Origin of the sequence: Moorena sp. SIO4E2, from assembly GCF_010671945.1 — a bacterium.
Taxonomy (GTDB): domain Bacteria; phylum Cyanobacteriota; class Cyanobacteriia; order Cyanobacteriales; family Coleofasciculaceae; genus Moorena; species Moorena producens.
The window spans coordinates 1-16,504 of the sequence record NZ_JAAHIE010000116.1 but is presented as its reverse complement, the minus strand read 5'-3'; the positions used below and the strand labels follow the sequence as shown (position 1 = coordinate 16,504).

At 44.6% G+C, this 16,504-nt stretch carries 11 protein-coding genes; 7 read left to right on the top strand and 4 right to left on the bottom strand.

Features of this window, described 5'->3' with window-relative positions; all coding sequences use genetic code 11:
* Positions 1-72: 72 nt before the first annotated feature.
* Complete coding sequence (locus F6K37_RS14710) at positions 73-195, top strand: hypothetical protein (RefSeq protein WP_267872101.1); 123 nt, start codon at positions 73-75, stop codon at positions 193-195.
* Positions 196-1,109: 914 nt separating this feature from the next.
* The gene (locus tag F6K37_RS14705; RefSeq protein ID WP_287250950.1) at positions 1,110-1,535 is read left to right on the top strand and encodes a hypothetical protein; all 426 of its coding nucleotides are present in this window, start codon (positions 1,110-1,112) and stop codon (positions 1,533-1,535) included.
* A 554-nt stretch (positions 1,536-2,089) separates the two neighbouring features.
* Here the strand turns inward: F6K37_RS14705 and F6K37_RS14700 are convergent.
* On the bottom strand, positions 2,090-2,215 hold the full coding sequence (locus F6K37_RS14700; protein WP_287250949.1) for a hypothetical protein: 126 nt from the start codon (positions 2,213-2,215) through the stop codon (positions 2,090-2,092).
* A 111-nt stretch (positions 2,216-2,326) separates the two neighbouring features.
* Here F6K37_RS14700 and F6K37_RS14695 point away from each other — a divergent pair, with 111 nt between their 5' ends.
* Entirely contained in the window at positions 2,327-3,922 is a 1,596-nt protein-coding gene (locus F6K37_RS14695; RefSeq protein WP_287250948.1) for an efflux RND transporter periplasmic adaptor subunit, read from the top strand.
* Between the two features lie 249 nt (positions 3,923-4,171).
* Positions 4,172-7,414 carry an efflux RND transporter permease subunit gene (locus tag F6K37_RS14690; RefSeq protein ID WP_287250947.1) on the top strand — a complete coding sequence of 1,081 codons (3,243 nt, stop codon included), beginning with the start codon at positions 4,172-4,174 and terminating at the stop codon, positions 7,412-7,414.
* A gap of 161 nt (positions 7,415-7,575) precedes the next feature.
* Here the strand turns inward: F6K37_RS14690 and F6K37_RS14685 are convergent, their stop codons facing one another.
* Both F6K37_RS14685 and queA read right to left on the bottom strand, forming a co-directional pair.
* Entirely contained in the window at positions 7,576-8,319 is a 744-nt protein-coding gene (locus tag F6K37_RS14685) for a Uma2 family endonuclease (RefSeq protein ID WP_008188518.1), read from the bottom strand.
* Positions 8,320-8,535: 216 nt separating this feature from the next.
* Positions 8,536-9,720, bottom strand: a complete 1,185-nt coding sequence (gene queA / locus F6K37_RS14680) for a tRNA preQ1(34) S-adenosylmethionine ribosyltransferase-isomerase QueA (protein WP_008188519.1) — start codon at positions 9,718-9,720, stop codon at positions 8,536-8,538.
* 139 nt (positions 9,721-9,859) lie between these two features.
* Between queA and F6K37_RS14675 the strand changes: the two genes are divergently transcribed.
* The gene (locus F6K37_RS14675; protein ID WP_008188520.1) at positions 9,860-10,249 is read left to right on the top strand and encodes a hypothetical protein; all 390 of its coding nucleotides are present in this window, start codon (positions 9,860-9,862) and stop codon (positions 10,247-10,249) included.
* 401 nt (positions 10,250-10,650) lie between these two features.
* Positions 10,651-12,009, top strand: coding sequence for a 3-phosphoshikimate 1-carboxyvinyltransferase (aroA, locus tag F6K37_RS14670; protein ID WP_502887745.1), 1,359 nt, complete (start codon positions 10,651-10,653; stop codon positions 12,007-12,009).
* Between the two features lie 125 nt (positions 12,010-12,134).
* On the opposite strand, the gene F6K37_RS14665 is transcribed toward aroA, so the two are convergent.
* The gene (locus tag F6K37_RS14665) at positions 12,135-13,286 is read right to left on the bottom strand and encodes a DUF1972 domain-containing protein (protein WP_287250946.1); all 1,152 of its coding nucleotides are present in this window, start codon (positions 13,284-13,286) and stop codon (positions 12,135-12,137) included.
* A 1,357-nt stretch (positions 13,287-14,643) separates the two neighbouring features.
* On the opposite strand from F6K37_RS14665, the gene F6K37_RS14660 reads away from it, so the two are divergent.
* A partial coding sequence (locus tag F6K37_RS14660; RefSeq protein WP_287250945.1) for an alpha/beta fold hydrolase occupies positions 14,644-16,504 on the top strand: 1,861 nt, incomplete at its 3' end.

Genomic DNA, 16,504 nt, shown 5'->3' with positions numbered 1-16,504 from the left:
TTTATAAACAGTTTCTAAGTCCTATTCTGTCAACATCAATAATGGAACAGCCCTTATTCACACATTTAAATTGTGAATAGGGGCGCTTTGGGGAGATGGGGAGATGGTCAGAGGGTAGACCGGCTTTTTCACAAGTGGATTGACCGTTGGTCACGCTACGGGAACGATTGGCCGTTGGCCAAGCTACGCGATTGACCGTAGGTCACGCTACTTGAGGTGGAAATTTAAATGCATCTTAGGGAACCCAAGTATAGCGTTTTTATTTGAGATGTAAACATAGGACTGCATCAATATAGGGAACAGGAAACAGAGAACAGGGAAGAGTAGGAAGGGTGCATCTCATATTTGTAAAAAAGATCGGAAGTGTGGGGCCCGGGCGCGGGGAGTGTGGGGCCCGGGCGCGGGGAGTGTAGAAATTTTCGCCCGAATTTTTGCCTAATTGCAAAACTGAGATGCACCCAGTAGGAAAGAGCTCCGAATAGTTTTTGATGTTATCAGAAAGCGATGCAGCGCGGTCATGGGGGGAACCCCCATGACCGACTGCATCAAGACACAGCAATATTGTTTATGACCTATTGGTAAATGCTATATTGACTGAATTATCTCTTATCAAAGAATTTTTCATTAAAACTTGATTATTTTAAAGATTGAGTAAATTTTACTTGGATTAGCTCAATTTTTCCAGATTTATATGTAATATTATTATTGGTAAATAAATCAGTCATCAACGTTAAATCGTTCTTGTCATAGCTACCAACCTAAAGCAGTAAAAGAAAAGACCTCCCTCTGGGGATAATAATCAACAATGAACTCTATCTTGAGAGAGCGCTGCTTGAGTTCGTAGCGATTTTTCTGATTAGTTACATCCATGCTTAAACTAGTTGGCTTGGATGTGTCAGATCATGGTGCTTGCGTATTAAGAGGCTCTAGATTTTAGAATTAATTGATTTGAGCCCCTTGATGTTTATATGATCTGACTTATTAAGTAATTTTTCCAAACCCAAATAGTTCTAGCAAAGACTAGCAAAGATAATAGTTAAGCGTTGGTGATATTTTTCACCCAATTTGAACCCTGATTTTCTAATTGAAGTAAACAGCAAACTAGAATCATGAGTAAGCTAAAACAGAGTTTCTTGATCGGTTTAAATTATTTGGTTCTTACAGCAATAACCATGTTGCCAGGCGAGCCGTCTTTTGCAGCTAATAACTGTCGTGGACGTGACTGCATCCACCATGAACTTGGCACTCAAGCAGTTTGTAAATTGGTAGGATCTGACCAATCGCCTCTACTTCCAATAGGAAGAGATATAGGATGGGCTCAAGGACTAAATACTGAGATCGACAATAAGCTTTTGGGGGGTGATGTTGTTGCCTATAAAATTCGTTGGTTCAATGGTTCATGGTCAGGCTGGTATGTCACTGGAGTGAATGATATCGATGTTAAGTTTAACACTCCGACTAACGACATGCGCCGCATGTGGAGCTATTTCACTGACCACCAACATCAATACATTATTTGCAAAGAGCCGAAATAGTGATCGTATGTTTAAGTCTGGTGAAGGTAAGCATTCAGCTATCAATTTCTCAGAATTCACCTTTTGAATCAAGGAATTGAATCGTTGTAATTAGTTTGAATTAATCCTCAGCAAACCCCACTGGTTTAAAACACTGGTGGGGTTAATTTATGATTTATGATTTATGATTTGTGATTTGTGATTTGTCAACAAATTGACCAATATTTAAATGCAGCCATTAATTTATCCCGTCTGGCGTACAGCTGAAAGCCTATATAGCAATCCGATCTGATTCGTGAAATAAATGGTCTGCTTTAAGGCAGAAGGCACCCACCCCTAACCCCTCCCAGGAGGGGAATGGCAGAAGGCAGATGAGACAGGAGTTGGAGCTAGTTTTTAAAAAGTGCAGTGATTTTACAAGCGATGCAGCAAGGGAACAGGGGGTTTCCCCCATGAGCGACTGCATCAAGACAATGATTTAGGATTGCTATAGAGGGCTAAGCGCTTCCGATTCCCGATTCCCTACTCCCTTAATACAATAATCTGATCCCTCGGTTTTGGTGCTTATCCTGATTTCAACACAGGTTTTGAAGCTGTATACTTGACAAAACTTCCGGTAATCCTATACCACCGGTTGATGGCAGGGTTGCTCCAACTGATATATTATGAGTTTCTGCTCGTTCTGATTGCCCCTGTGGCATTTCTCTAGAAACAAACTCCTTGGTTACAGGCGATATCCTTTATATAGGGTAACTAACCCCATACTGTGCAACTCAAAAGTACTTAAGACTTGACGCTACAGGAAATAAACAATGAAATCAAATCCTTTGCCTCAAAAGCACTTGTCCTCACCTCAACCAATTCAGGAACACATTGATCAAGGGGTTGAACAGCAACCACAAGACCCATTACCCGAAGTAGAAACGGAAGCTGCCAGGGAAGCAACCAATACCCCCGCCAATCCCTCCCGTAAAAAGCGACCGATGTGGCCTTTTCTGTTGCTAGGTATCGGTATTATAGCATTGGGTGCGATCGCTTTCAAACAGTCCCAACCTAATCCCGAGGTATCACAAAACACCATCACAGCAGCCCCAGCTGAACCTAACCGGTTACCTGTACGAGCCACCCCAGTCAAAATTTATCCACTGCAACAGTTAGTTTTTGGCAATGGTTTCGTTTCAGCAGTGCGAGGCAAACACCTGACCTTCCAAACCTCAGGAACTATCACCTATCTCAAAAAAGTTAATGGACGGGATCTACGAGAGGGAGATTTTGTCAAAAAGGGTGAATTACTAGCAAAATTAGATGACCGCAGACTGCGAGCAGAGCTGGCACAAGCTCAAGCCCAAACTGCTGAAGCTCAGACCCAACGGGTAACAGCACAAGCAAATTTGTCTCAATCTCAAGCAAATGTAGAACAAACCAAAGCACAAGTAATCAGCGCCCAAGCCCAGTTTGAAGCAGCAAAAAATGATTTTGATTTAGCGATATCTGAATTCAAACGCCGTCTAGAACTTTTCGATGCCGGTGTAATCTCAGAGAGTGATGTTGATGTCTACAGAAATAGAGCCGAGGATGCTCAATCCCAAGTCAGAGCAGCACAAGCTCAAGTTAATGCTGCCTTGAGCAATGTCAAAGCTGCTGAAAGTCAGTTAGCATCTGCCCAGTCACAATTAACTGCTACTCAAGCCCAGATTGCTTCAGCCAAGGCTGGGCAAACTCGCTCTACCATTAGTTTAGAAGATACGGAGATTGTAGCACCCTTTGATGGAATTGTAGCCCACCTTAATATCCGAGAGGGAGACTTCTGGACAACCCAAATTTTAAACAGTGTAAACACTAGTAATTATCAGACTGTAGTCGATTCAGTGCCTATCATTGTCAATGACCCTAGCGCTTATGAAGTTCTTGTAGAACTACCCACCTTTTATGGCCCATTGGTGCAACCCGGTCAATCAGCTTATGTGGTGTTAGATCAAGACATGAGTACTGCCTCTAGTAGAGGCATGACCCAACAGGAATTGTTTCGCCTTGCTAAAGCCCGAGGCACAATTTTTTCAGTCAGTCCTTCGGTTAACCCTGGTGAGCGTTCTGTAAACGTGACCATCCGCCTGTACCAAGGAAGTAAGAATTTACTGGATGGGGAGCGAGTTTCTCTTTGGATCGCTGTAGAAGAAAACCCCACAGCCCTAAGTGTTCCTAGTAATGCAATTGTCTACCGAGACCAGAAACCCTATGTATTTGTTGTAAATCAACAAGAAAACGTCGTTCAACTGCGTCCGGTAACAGAGGGTATTAAGGGGATTTCTATGCAAGAAATTAAAAGTGGTGTTGAACCTGGCGATTTAGTTGTCACAGAAGGACTCAATCGCTTAGTTGATGGCACACCAGTTGAAGTTATTAACTAGTAAGGAATAATTTGGGCAGTTGGTAATTGGTAAGCATTCAGCGGTCAGCGGTCAGCTATCATGCAGACGTAACTCAGATTAAACAAATGGTTACCTGTTTTATTCAAAAGCACCGATTGCGCGTAGCCCATAAGCTGAATGCTAATAGCTAATAGCTAATAGCTATTAACTGAATGCTGAATGCTGAATGCTGAATGCTGAATGCTTACGGTAATTGCTAAGATGACGTTTTCCTTTGGTAGGTAATTGATGAGTAGTAAGCTGGTTTCCTCCAACTCTAAACCTGAGGTTTTACAGGATAAATTAGATCATAATGGGCATAATGGGCATAATGGGCATGATGTGCCTGATGTTAACCGAGCCTCAGGTTTAGCTAAATTCTTTTTCCTGAAAACAGTATTTGGTATTCTCTTGATCGTTTTGCTAACCTTGGGTGGATTGATGGGTTATCAGTCGATGGTCAAAGAAGCCGATCCAGATGTGGAAATTCCCATGGCGATAGTGACTACTACTTGGCCAGGGGCTGACCCAGAAACCATAGAAACTCAAGTTACCGATAAAATAGAAAAAGAACTCAAATCCCTCAAGGGATTGAAGAAAGTTGAGAGTGCTTCTTTCAACGGTTTCTCCCAGATATTAGTTGAATTTCAAGCTAATGCCAATGTTCAGGAGTCGATGGCACTGCTGCGGCAAAAAGTGGATGATGCTGAACCGGAGATTAATTCAGAGGCTGAGCAACCCAATATAGAGCAAATCTCTGCCCAAGATGTCCCAATTTTCTCGATTGCTTTATATGGTAATCTCGATCCGGCAGTGTTCAGTCGGGCGGCGGAAGATATTCAAGAAAGACTCGAAAAAGTCTCGGGTGTACGGGAGGTTAATGTAGCAGGACAACGGAAAGAAGTTATCAATGTCCAACTTATCCCCAGCCGCATGATTACTTTGGGGATTTCCCCAACAACAGTAAGTGACCGCCTCAGAGTTGCTAACCAGGATATGCCCTGGGACCAGATTGAAAATGAACAGATTGGGGCTCAGGTACGATTGTACGGTAGGTTTCGTACCTTGGAAGATTTACGTAGCTTGCCTATCACTCGTTTGGGTGGTGCTGATGGTAGGGTAGTGCGCCTCGATGAAGTTGCCTTAGTACGTCGGGATTTGGAAAGGGAAAAGACTCGTGCCTTCATTAGTTGGCAGGGTTCTGAGTTTGAACCCACCGTCAGCATGGATGTAGTGAAAGTACCAGGGTCTGACTCAATTAAGGTCATCGAAAAAACCTTAGAAGAACTGGAGTCTCTCAAGCAAGACCTCAATGTCTGGCCTTTTGGGATGGATTATCGGATTACCTACAGGCAGGACGAACAGATTCACGATGAGCAGAATAACCTGATCAGTAATGTGATTCAGGCAGTTATTGGTGTTTTTATCATCTTGTTCATTGCCCTGACCTGGCGAGAAGCCATAATTGCAGGGTTATCGATTCCTTTAACCTTTCTCGGAGCTATATTTCTGCTCTGGCTTAGTGGGTACACCCTTAACAATATGATCTTATATGGGATGGTCATAGCACTAGGATTGCTGGTGGATGTATTCATCTTAATGATGGAGGGGATGCATGATGCACTGTTTGTGGAGGGGTTAACCTTTAATCAGGCAGCCCTTAAGACTGTGAAAACCTATGCAGCACCAGCGTTTTCCGGTCAGCTCACAACCATTCTAGCTATGGCACCCCTGCTGGTAATTAGTGGCACGATGGGCAAGTTTGTACGGTTGATGCCCATCACAGCAATTATCTGTCTGTTGCTCAGTTATGCGATCGCTTTATTAATCGATATACCCTTGTCTCGCTTTGTGTTAGGTAATGTCAAAGGCGGGATGCAAAAAACCCGCATTGATAAACTAACCGAATCCGCCTCTGAATGGTTTAAAAACTGGAGTCTCAAGTTTACAGTACGTAACCGAGCAATAGCTGGTGCTTGGATTGTCGGAACTGTAGTTATTTTTATTACCTCTTTGGTTGCGGTTGCGCAATTACCAGGAACGCTTTTTCCTGATGCTGACACCCGCCCCATCAGTATCAATGTGGAATTACCCCCCACAGCCACCTTGGCAAAGTCTCAACAAGTGGCAGATGATTTAGGAGAAATTTTGCGTTCCAAGGATTATTTTGAAAGTGTCACCAAATTAGTTGGTCAAAAAAGTGCTTTAGTGGCAGAGAGTGGTCTTAAGCCGACACAGGATAACTATTTACTAGGTTTCTCAGCACTATTTACCAAAAAAAACGAGCGCGACCAGTTCTCCTATGACTATATAGATGACTTGCGAACAGAACTGAATCAGGCCATCCGTAATTATCCTGGAGCATCCCTAGTCATCAATGTTCCTGGTACTGGTGAAGGCGGAGACCCGATTGCCATTGAGCTAAAAGGCAATGACATGAACACACTGCGGCAGATTTCCGGTGAAGTCCAATTAGCACTGCGCCAGATTGATGGGACTGAAGATGTCCGTGATGGCTTGGGAGACTTGCGCAACGATATCAAACTTCGACCCAAACGGGAAGCTATGGATTTTTATGGCATCAGTGAAAATGACCTAGCCCTGCAGGGACGCTACATTATGACCGATAACGAGATTACAGACTCTGCCATTAGAGCAGGAAAAGACGACTTAGAAATTCGCCTGAGTACTGCGTGGCCCTCCCGCAATGGCGCTGTAGGTGGTCCCACTCGTCGTGATGAGTTGAGAATGATTCAACTGTTTTCATCAGACCACGGAGCAATATCGGGAGAGGCGATATTGGATATTGAGCAGAGCATGGCTCCCCTATCGATTACCCATACAGATACCGAACGCACAGTTACTGTTTATTCTAAAGCTAAAGGTCGCACTCCTGGAGAGATTTTGGCAGAGTTACAGCCAAAATTAGAGCAAATGAAGAAAACATGGTCTCCAGGTTATGATTACAAATTTGGCGGACAGGCTGAAACTCAAAGTGAGACCTTTGGTTCCGCAGTTAACATGTCCTATGTATCACTTTTCTTAGTTTTTTCGGTACTGGTGCTGCAATTTGGCTCTTTCAGCCAGCCTTTCATTATTATGCTCTCTATCCCCTTTGCTTTGATTGGCACTTTTAGTGGTTTCTCTTTGCTCGGGATACCCCTTTCGTTTCCTAGCATGATTGGGATTATTTCTCTAGTGGGGATTGTAGTTAATGATTCCATCGTGATCGTAGAAACCATGAACAAGCATCGTTCAAGTGGAATGAAAGTGCGACAAGCTGCAGCTCATGGTGCTTCTGACCGACTGCGCCCGGTACTCACCACCAGTATTACCACCATGGTTGGTTTGATTCCTTTAGCACTAAGTGATCCCATTTGGTTTCCGTTGTGTATGGCAATTATCTTCGGTTTATGTGCCTCAACCTTGAGTGCTTTGCTGGTGATTCCTTGTTTATATTTACAGTTGACGCCAGCTAATACTAATTCTTAAAAGATAGGCAAGAGGCAAGAGGCAAACGTTGGTTTTACTGTCAGTTATCAGCTATCAGCTATCAGCTATCAGTTAAAGGCTCTCAACTATCAGCTAAAGACTGACGGCTGACCGCTGACCGCTGACCGCTGAATGCTTAGAGAATTATTAATTCTTATTCTTCAAACTTGATCTGGATTCACTCCCATTGCTCGTAAGCGAGCAGCCAGTTTTTCAGCCCTTTCTTGAGCGATCGCCGCTTGTTCTTGAGCGATCGCCGCTTGTTCTTGAGCGATCGCCGCATTTTCTTCAGGAGTAGGTAGCACAATTCCCTCCAAAGTAGCCCAACGCAGCCAAGTGGCCTCCACATCCTTGTAAAAGCCTGACCAACGCACTAAGGCTAACCCTAATATTTCGCTAACTAGTCGCTCCTGTTCATCTTCACTTAAAGGTTGATAGACTCCATTGTCTAAGCTAAATCCGGCAAAATCCTTTGGATTAAACGGGTCGTACCAAAAATACTCTGGTACTCTAACTTGGTCTTGATAAACTAGCTTTTTGGTAGTTTTATCGGTCTTGGCTGTACTGTCAGAAATTAATTCAATGATCACATCAGGTGCTTTACCTTCTTCCCAAACTACCCAACTAAGTCGTTCGCCTTTGGGAACTCCAAGCACTACAAAGACATCTGGACCTCGGAAGTCTTGATTTTTAAGTTGTGCTTCACTGAAATGAAGAAACATATTACCGCCCACATAGCCATCTTCCCGCTGGGCTAACCACGGCAATAACGGATCAATCAGCAATTGCATCTGGAGTTTATGTCGTTCAGTTTCCATCGGAATACCGTCATCACAGGGAAGGTCATACTGAGTTGGCAGTAAAGGAGTATCAGGTACAACAGCAGAGGTCATGGTTTTAGACATAGCGATCGCATTACCTACTCAAATTTAACGCCCATAGCTACGGTATCGTTGAAATTTGGGAAAAAACCCAGCGCTTGGATCTATCTTTTTGGCTAAAAATCTGGTACGGAAGTTCAAAATTAAATTATTGTTTATAGCGTTTCTGATAGTAACCAGGTACACAGGATTTTTTACCTCTTCCCCATTCCCTACTCCCTACTCCCTATTCCCTATTCCCTATTCCCTATTCCCTATTCCCTGTTCCCTGGGAACATCTCTAGCTTCTGGCAAAATTAACATCGCATCACCAAAGGAATAAAAGCGATAACCCTGAGCGATCGCATCCTGGTACAAGGTCAGTAACCGCTCCCTACCTACCATGGCGCTAACTAACATTAATAAACTCGACCGAGGTAAGTGGAAATTGGTAATCAATCCCTCCACTACCTGCCACTGATAACCTGGGTAGATAAATAAGTTAGTCTTACCACAATAGGGTTGTAATTCCCCATCCACAACGGCTCCCTCTAGAGCACGGACTACCGTTGTGCCTACGGCAATAACTCTGCCTCCGGTTGCTCTAGTTTCCTGAATTTGCTCCACAGTTGATTGGGGGACTTCTAACCACTCTCCGTGCATGTCGTGTTCGGTAATATCCTCCACTTCTACAGGTCGAAATGTACCAACTCCCACGTGCAGGGTGATATACCCTAGCCGAATTCCCCGTTGGCGGCAGTTTTCCAATAGCTCATTGGTGAAATGGAGTCCAGCGGTGGGAGCCGCAACAGCACCATTCTTTTGAGCATAAATGGTTTGATACTGGTCTGGGGTAGCTTGAGAGTCTTGGATATAGGGGGGTAGAGGAACCTGGCCATACAACTCCAACAGGGTTTCCCAGGATACTCCCTCTGGGAAATCAAACTGCAATATCCGCCCACTGGTTGCTTCATCTGTTGCCAGAACAGTTGCTTTAAGAGGAGGTAGGGGGGTAGTTAGTTGTTTTGAGACGCTACTATCGTTGAGCCCAACTTGGGATGAGGGGGTAAACCAAATCTCTGCTCCTGGCTTAAGACGCCTACCTGGTTTCACTAAAGCTAGCCAACTCTGGTGTTGTCCCTGATGTTCTCGCTCTTCTAACAACAATATCTCCACAGGCGCACCAGTGGATTTACGCCCATAGAGTCGAGCGGGGATAACCCTGGTGTTATTGAGGATCAATAGGTCACCCGGTTGCAGTAGCTGAGGTAATTCCCTAAAGATGTGGTGGCTATGGTGAGTTGGTGAATCTACCACCAGCAGTTTTGAACCATCCCTCTCGCTCAAGGGTGTTTGGGCAATTTGCTCTTGGGGTAGTTCATAGTCATAGCTTGAGACTAATTGGTCGATTTGGTGCTTGGATGTCTGTTTGTCAATCCCTGTCATGCTGTTATTCCTACATTGGGGAATATCCCCTATCTAAGATCGGGGGAGTATCCCCTACCAGTTAGCAATCCTGGCTTGCGAAAATAAAGATATCGGATATGATATCAAGCCTCAGTTGGTTACTAACTAACTCCTCTCTATGGATTACCTTTACTTTTTAGCTAATGCCAGTCTAACTCTGCGAGTCGTTGAGTATCTAAAAGACTCGCCCCAGCTACCTATCAAATTTGCCACGGTGATTCATCGGATTGATGGCTGGGTGGTTAAGGTCAAGATGGACACACCCTTGACCGCTCAACAACATGGAGACTTTCGGGCTTATATGAACGAGTTGGGGATTCCCTACAGCCCTGACATTCGTGTGCAAATGGCTCTGTGGAGTCTGGAAACCGGACAGTCACCGGTAGAGGTCATGCGTCGTTACCAAGTTGCTGTGGTTTCTCATGGTAGTCCAAACCAGAGCGACATAGAAGCTTTTTGCGAACAATTTACCATGGGTTTGGGATATTGTCCAGAAACCTTGGCTTGAGCAACGCTCAATTAATGTAGGGTGGGCAGTGGATCAGACAGATCCAGTTCATGTAGGGTGGGCAGTGGATCAGACAGATAATGAAGCTGACAAAGCACCTTGCTAGGCACTGCCCACCGTAGGATTAATCACAACTGGAGGAAGTTCATGTAGGGTGGCCAGTGGATCAGACAGATAATGAAGCTGACAAAGCACCTTGCTAGGCACTGCCCACCGTAGGATTAATCACTGGAGGAAGTTCATGTAGGGTGGGCAGTGGATCAGACAGATCCAGAAACTGACCAAGCACCTTGCTAGGCACTGCCCACCGTAGGATTAATCACAACGGTGCCAGATCTCAGTAATACCTAGAATTTTGATAAAATCGGTTATGATTCAGCACGGTAATGTAACCGAAGTCTATGCCCTTGCCAGCAAATCTAGTCACCCTAACTACGACGGAAAATCAACAGACTTTAAGCATAAATCCCCCAACCTCTGGTCTATCTTTGCAGGGAGTTATCAGCATACCAGGGGATAAATCGATTTCCCATCGAGCCTTAATGTTGGGAGCGATAGCCTCAGGAAAAACTACCATTAAAGGGTTACTGTTGGGAGAAGACCCCCAAAGCACTGCTAGCTGCTTTCGTGCTTTGGGCGCAGATATCTCGGAACTTAATACTGAACAAGTGATTGTTAAGGGTATAGGACTAGGGAAACTGCAAGAACCCGTTGATGTCTTAAATGCAGGTAACTCGGGTACTACCCTACGACTGATTCTGGGACTACTCGCCTCTGCTGCTGACCGATTTTTTACTGTAACCGGTGACAAGTCTTTGCGATCGCGTCCGATGTCCCGTGTGGTGAAACCCCTACAACAAATGGGAGCAAGCATCTGGGGGCGTGAAGGTGCAACGCTCGCTCCCCTGGCCATTAAAGGCTCGGTTCTTAAACCAATTCACTACCACTCTCCCATCGCCTCAGCTCAAGTAAAATCCTGTATTCTCCTCGCTGGTTTAATGACCGAAGGACAAACAACTGTCACTGAACCAGCCCTCTCCCGTGACCACAGCGAACGGATGCTCAAAGCCTTTGGAGCTCAGATTATTACTGACCCAAAAACCAATAGTGTTACGGTGACAGGACCGGCTCAGTTGCAAGGGCAAGCCGTAATTGTTCCTGGTGATATTAGCTCAGCTGCCTTTTGGTTAGTAGCCGGAGCGATTGTACCCGGTTCAGAACTGATTGTGGAAAATGTCGGTGTTAACCCTACCCGTACAGGTATTTTAGAAGCCCTATCCATGATGGGGGCTGATATTGAGCTGTTAAATCAGCGAGTAGTGGCTGGAGAGCCGGTGGCAGATTTGCGGGTACGTCACGGTAACCTCAAAGGATGCACTATTGCGGGTGACTTGATTCCCCGCCTGATTGATGAAGTACCAATTCTAGCAGTAGCAGCAGTCTTTGCCCAAGGAACTACTATCATTCGGGATGCAGCAGAACTGCGAGTTAAGGAAAGCGATCGCTTAGCGGTGATGGCATCCCAGTTGAACCAGATGGGAGCTAAGGTCACTGAATTGCCCGATGGTCTAGAGATTATTGGTGGTACTCCCTTAACCGGTACAGACGTGGATAGTCATACTGACCACCGTATTGCCATGAGTTTAGCGATCGCAGCCCTCAATTCCCAAGGTACAACTACCATTCACGGTGCTGAAGCGGCTGCCATCTCCTATCCAAACTTTACTACCACCTTGCAAGAGGTCATTAAGGCTTGTTGACCGCTGAGCGCTCAAAATAAATAAAGTAATGGGTAAAAGTTTCTAACATTACCCTTTACCCATTACTCGTTACCCTCTAACCCCAATTTTCCCCGATCAGCAAGTAGCCCAACTGATGAAGGCTATCACTTTATGTCAGGGATTGGAGAACTTAACAAAGCTAGTTTACGCAGCTGCTTGGCTTTGGATAGGAACAACCTTTCGTAGGCTTTAATATCCTTATCCTGAGCAAATTCCTGATAGTAGCGCTCTTTGCTGGCTAGTTTCATTTTTTGCAGTTCATCACCATCATTTAGCAGTATCTCCAGCTTCTCGTCCAATTCCGATTCATTTTTGAAATAGTGAGCACCAGGTCCTGCAACCCAACGATTGAAGCGATTATTGTTTGCCAGAACCGGTTGACCAGCGCTGAGGGCTTCTACTAAAGAAGGATTAGTGCCACCAACTTGATGTCCATGAATATAGAGTCGTGCGTGGAATCTCAAGGCATTAACCACTGACTTATTATAGATAGCACCAGGAAAGATCACCTCATCACTGGCTGCTTCTAAAACTTGTTTGTGATAGGGTATCTGATCAGGTAAATAGCGACCAAGCACCACCAATTTAAGACCCCGATGTCGCCTGGAAAAGCCAGAAACAATCTCTAGAATCGAGTTTTCTGGTTCAGGTCTGGCAATCACCAAAGCATACTCCTTCGGAACCAGATTATAGGGGGTTAAAAGTTGTGAGTCGGCATCAACAACTTTCTCGGTTCCATAAGGAATCATCGTGATTTTATCAGAAGCTACTTTTCGGGTCAATAAATGACTCTTGATTCCTGGATGATCAGCAATTAAACTGTTAGCTAACCAACACCCAGCCCATTCATTGAGATATAACCAAATTTTTTCAGGAAGCCTCCATTTACTGCGTTTCCATTCCAGACCATCCATATTCATAAAATTGGTAATCCCTTTGAGGCGATACCAAATACTGAAGATGGCTGTGTTATAGCCAAGGGTAAGCACGATACCCTTTTGTTTGACCGCATGTAATGTAGATTTCCAGTCAAAAATAATCGATCCCAGTGCGTTGCCATAGGGAACCGGTATATGAACCAGACGAATACCATGCCAGTATTCTTCAAACATCTGATTTTTGTGCTCTTCCTGACAATATACTGTGACTTCCCATCCCTGAGATACAAGATATTTTGACAGCCGTTCCGCGAAAGTTTCAAATCCACCATATTGGGCGGGAATGCCACGGATACCAAGAATTGATAGTTTCAACATTTTAGATGCCCGAGTCTAACAGTATACAAAGGAAAAAACTTGCCTTCCCAATTCACGATTTACTTGGACTAAGTGAGCTAAATCACGAAAATGCACCGAACAGCCGATAACAAACGGCTATCAAAGCGATGCAGAGGTGCGACCCGTGGCGAATTTAATTCGACGACTGTAAGCGCACCTAAGCGGTCTTGGGGGAAACCCCCACTCGCTATTGCATCAAGACAGGTAGATAAACCCGATAATTTTTTTTGCCTACCTTGAGCTGCTTTATCAATCAAGTAGATTTCTAGGATAAGGCTAGGCCATGATTTGTCAAAACTCTGTTAGTTTGGCGCAGTTTGACAATGGACTATTACCTGCCATTACTGAGATAGTATTTATCAACAAACCCTTAAAACCATTAAGTATAATACGTTCCAGCGCGGTTGTTAATGTCAGACTTGATTTGATTGTAATACTGCTGGAACGCACTACCCGGAGCAGAGGGGATGTGACGCGCTTCACGCTGTGTCCCCTACAAATTTAGGATTTGTGTGATCAATAGTCTCTGAACTTTAGGCGGTCGTTGAAGCGGTTGTGCCAACTTGTCAAAACTGCCATAATCTGTTACCATTTCAGGATTTTTTAGGACGAATAACTTGACCATAGATGCAAGAATCACCATTAGTTTTCCAAACGGTTTAACGATGGCTTTGCTATTTAATCAGCCTTTCACACAGTATCTTAAAATCCCTGTCAAAATTCGATATTTTAACAAAAGTTAATGTTGTAAACAGCGGTCAATCAATTATAAATAAAAGGCTACATATTGTAGTATCTCCCATTCAATCAACTCAACGGTGATCGACGTGGCACTGAGCGAGTTCATGGAAAAACCTCCAACAATTAAATTGAGCTGAAGCAACATCTGATTAGTGATCAGACTTGAGTGATCAGACTTGGGTAACAGGTTAATCAGACTTTGTGAAAAAACTGTGAACTCATCTATCCGGTAGAGTAAACAATTAGCTATTTTAAGGTAATAAACTACCTAGTGACGTAGATTTGATGATAAAAGTTCCAGGATTTATAGGAGTTACTAAATTTAGTTGGTTTTGGCTCGCTAACCCACCAAATATGGGGGGTAATACTCAAAAAATATACTAAGTTTGGTGTAGCAACGGGGGCAATGGGTAAGTCCTGATTGATCAAAAAAATCTCAAAAAAAATCTCAAACAGCGCGCTGAGTTGGCTCACAGTAAATCGTTTTACCCTGTTTTAAGGCTAAGTATTGAAGAAATCCCAAAAAAAAGCTATACTGTATTAATTGAATAAGTAACGTTTGCTATATTAGTTTTGCTGTGAAATCTGAGCAATCATGGCTCCCGCAAGTAACCTAATCAGCAACTGGGAAATCAGGGATGTGTTAGAACCGAGTACTCGCCAACCCCAACAACTACCGAAACAATTACCGAAACAATTATTGATAAACGGCCAACAGCCCAAGCTTCAGCCGGTGGCATTTATGTTTCCAGGACAGGGAGCACAATATGTCAATATGGGGCTGGAACTAATCCATGAAATATCAACATTTCGTGATTTGATTGATCGATGCTCAGAACTCCTCAAACCCCATCTGGGTATTGACCTGCGCCATGTACTCTACCCAAAGCAGGAACAGACGAATCAGGCCACAGAGCAACTGAAACAGACTACTATTACCCAGCCAGCCCTGTTTGTGATCGAGTACGCCCTAGCTCAGTTATGGATGTCTTGGGGAGTCAGTCCCCAAGCGATGATCGGTCACAGTATCGGTGAATATGTGGCAGCCTGTGTAGCTGGGGTCTTCTCCTTAGAGGATGCATTATCTCTGGTTGCCCTTCGAGGGCAGATGATGCAACAACTGCCTGGTGGTTCAATGCTTGCTGTTCCTTTACCAGAACAAGAGCTGCAATCCCTGCTGGGTCAGGAACTATCCTTAGCAGTGATTAACGGGCCATCCCAATCAGTGATTTCTGGTCCTACTGATGCGATCGCATTATTACAAAACCAATTGGATCAACAAGGGCTAGAGTACCGCAGGCTACATACCTCCCATGCCTTTCATTCCAAGATGATGGAACCGATCTTGGACTCCTTCACCAACCAGGTAAAACAGGTTAGTCTCAATCCCCCACAAATTCCCTACCTATCTAATGTTACTGGCACTTGGATTACAGCCGAGCAAGCAGTCAATCCAGGCTATTGGGCTCAGCATCTGCGGCAAACTGTGCGATTTTCTCAAGGTGTGCAACAGCTGTTGAAACAACCAGAGACGATCCTGCTAGAAGTAGGGCCTGGGCGAACCTTGAGCACATTAACTAAACGACACTCTCAGAAAGCGGTTGAGCAGCTGGTGCTAACGTCGGTACGTCATCCACGACAGGAGCAATCGGATCTAAGCTTCTTGCTCACTACCGTAGAACAGCTCAGGGAAGCAGGGGTATCAGTGGATTGGGATGGATGCTATGGTCAGACACCTGACCAGCAAGACATCCCAAGGCACAAAGGCCAAGAAGAGGATGCCCAAAAAGACAACAGTACTCTGGTAGCACCTGACCAACCTCAGCCAGACTCATCCAACACCTTTGTTGCTCCCCGAGATGACTTAGAACGTCAATTGACCAAAATTTGGGAAAACGTCTTAGGAATCAAATCTATCAGTGTTACAGATAACTTCTATGACCTAGGAGGAGACTCTCTCCTAGCCGTGCGCCTGTTTGCTGAGATTGAGAAGGTTTTCCAGAAAAAACTGCCTTTAGCTTCTCTGCTGATGGCTCCCACTGTAGCCCAATTAGTCAACCAGCTGCGCCAAGACCAAGGTGCTGCTCCTTGGTCGTCAGTAGTACCAATTCAGCCCAATGGTTCCAAACCCCCTCTATTTTGTATTCATGGAGCCGGTGGTAACATTCTCAGCTTTCGGGATTTGGCACGTTGTTTGGGTTCGGAGCAACCGTTTTATGGACTACAATCATTGGGTCTCGATGGCAAACAGACTCCCCTGACCACAGTTGAAGATATGGCTCGCTGCTACCTCAACGAAATACGTACTATTCAGCCCAAGGGTCCCTATTTTCTGTCAGGATACTGCTTTGGAGGTAAAATTGCTCTGGAGATTGCTCAGCTGCTCCGCTTAGACGGTGAGACAGTGGCTCTGCTAGCTCTGCTTGAACCTAGCCCTGTTGAATTCTCCACAAGTG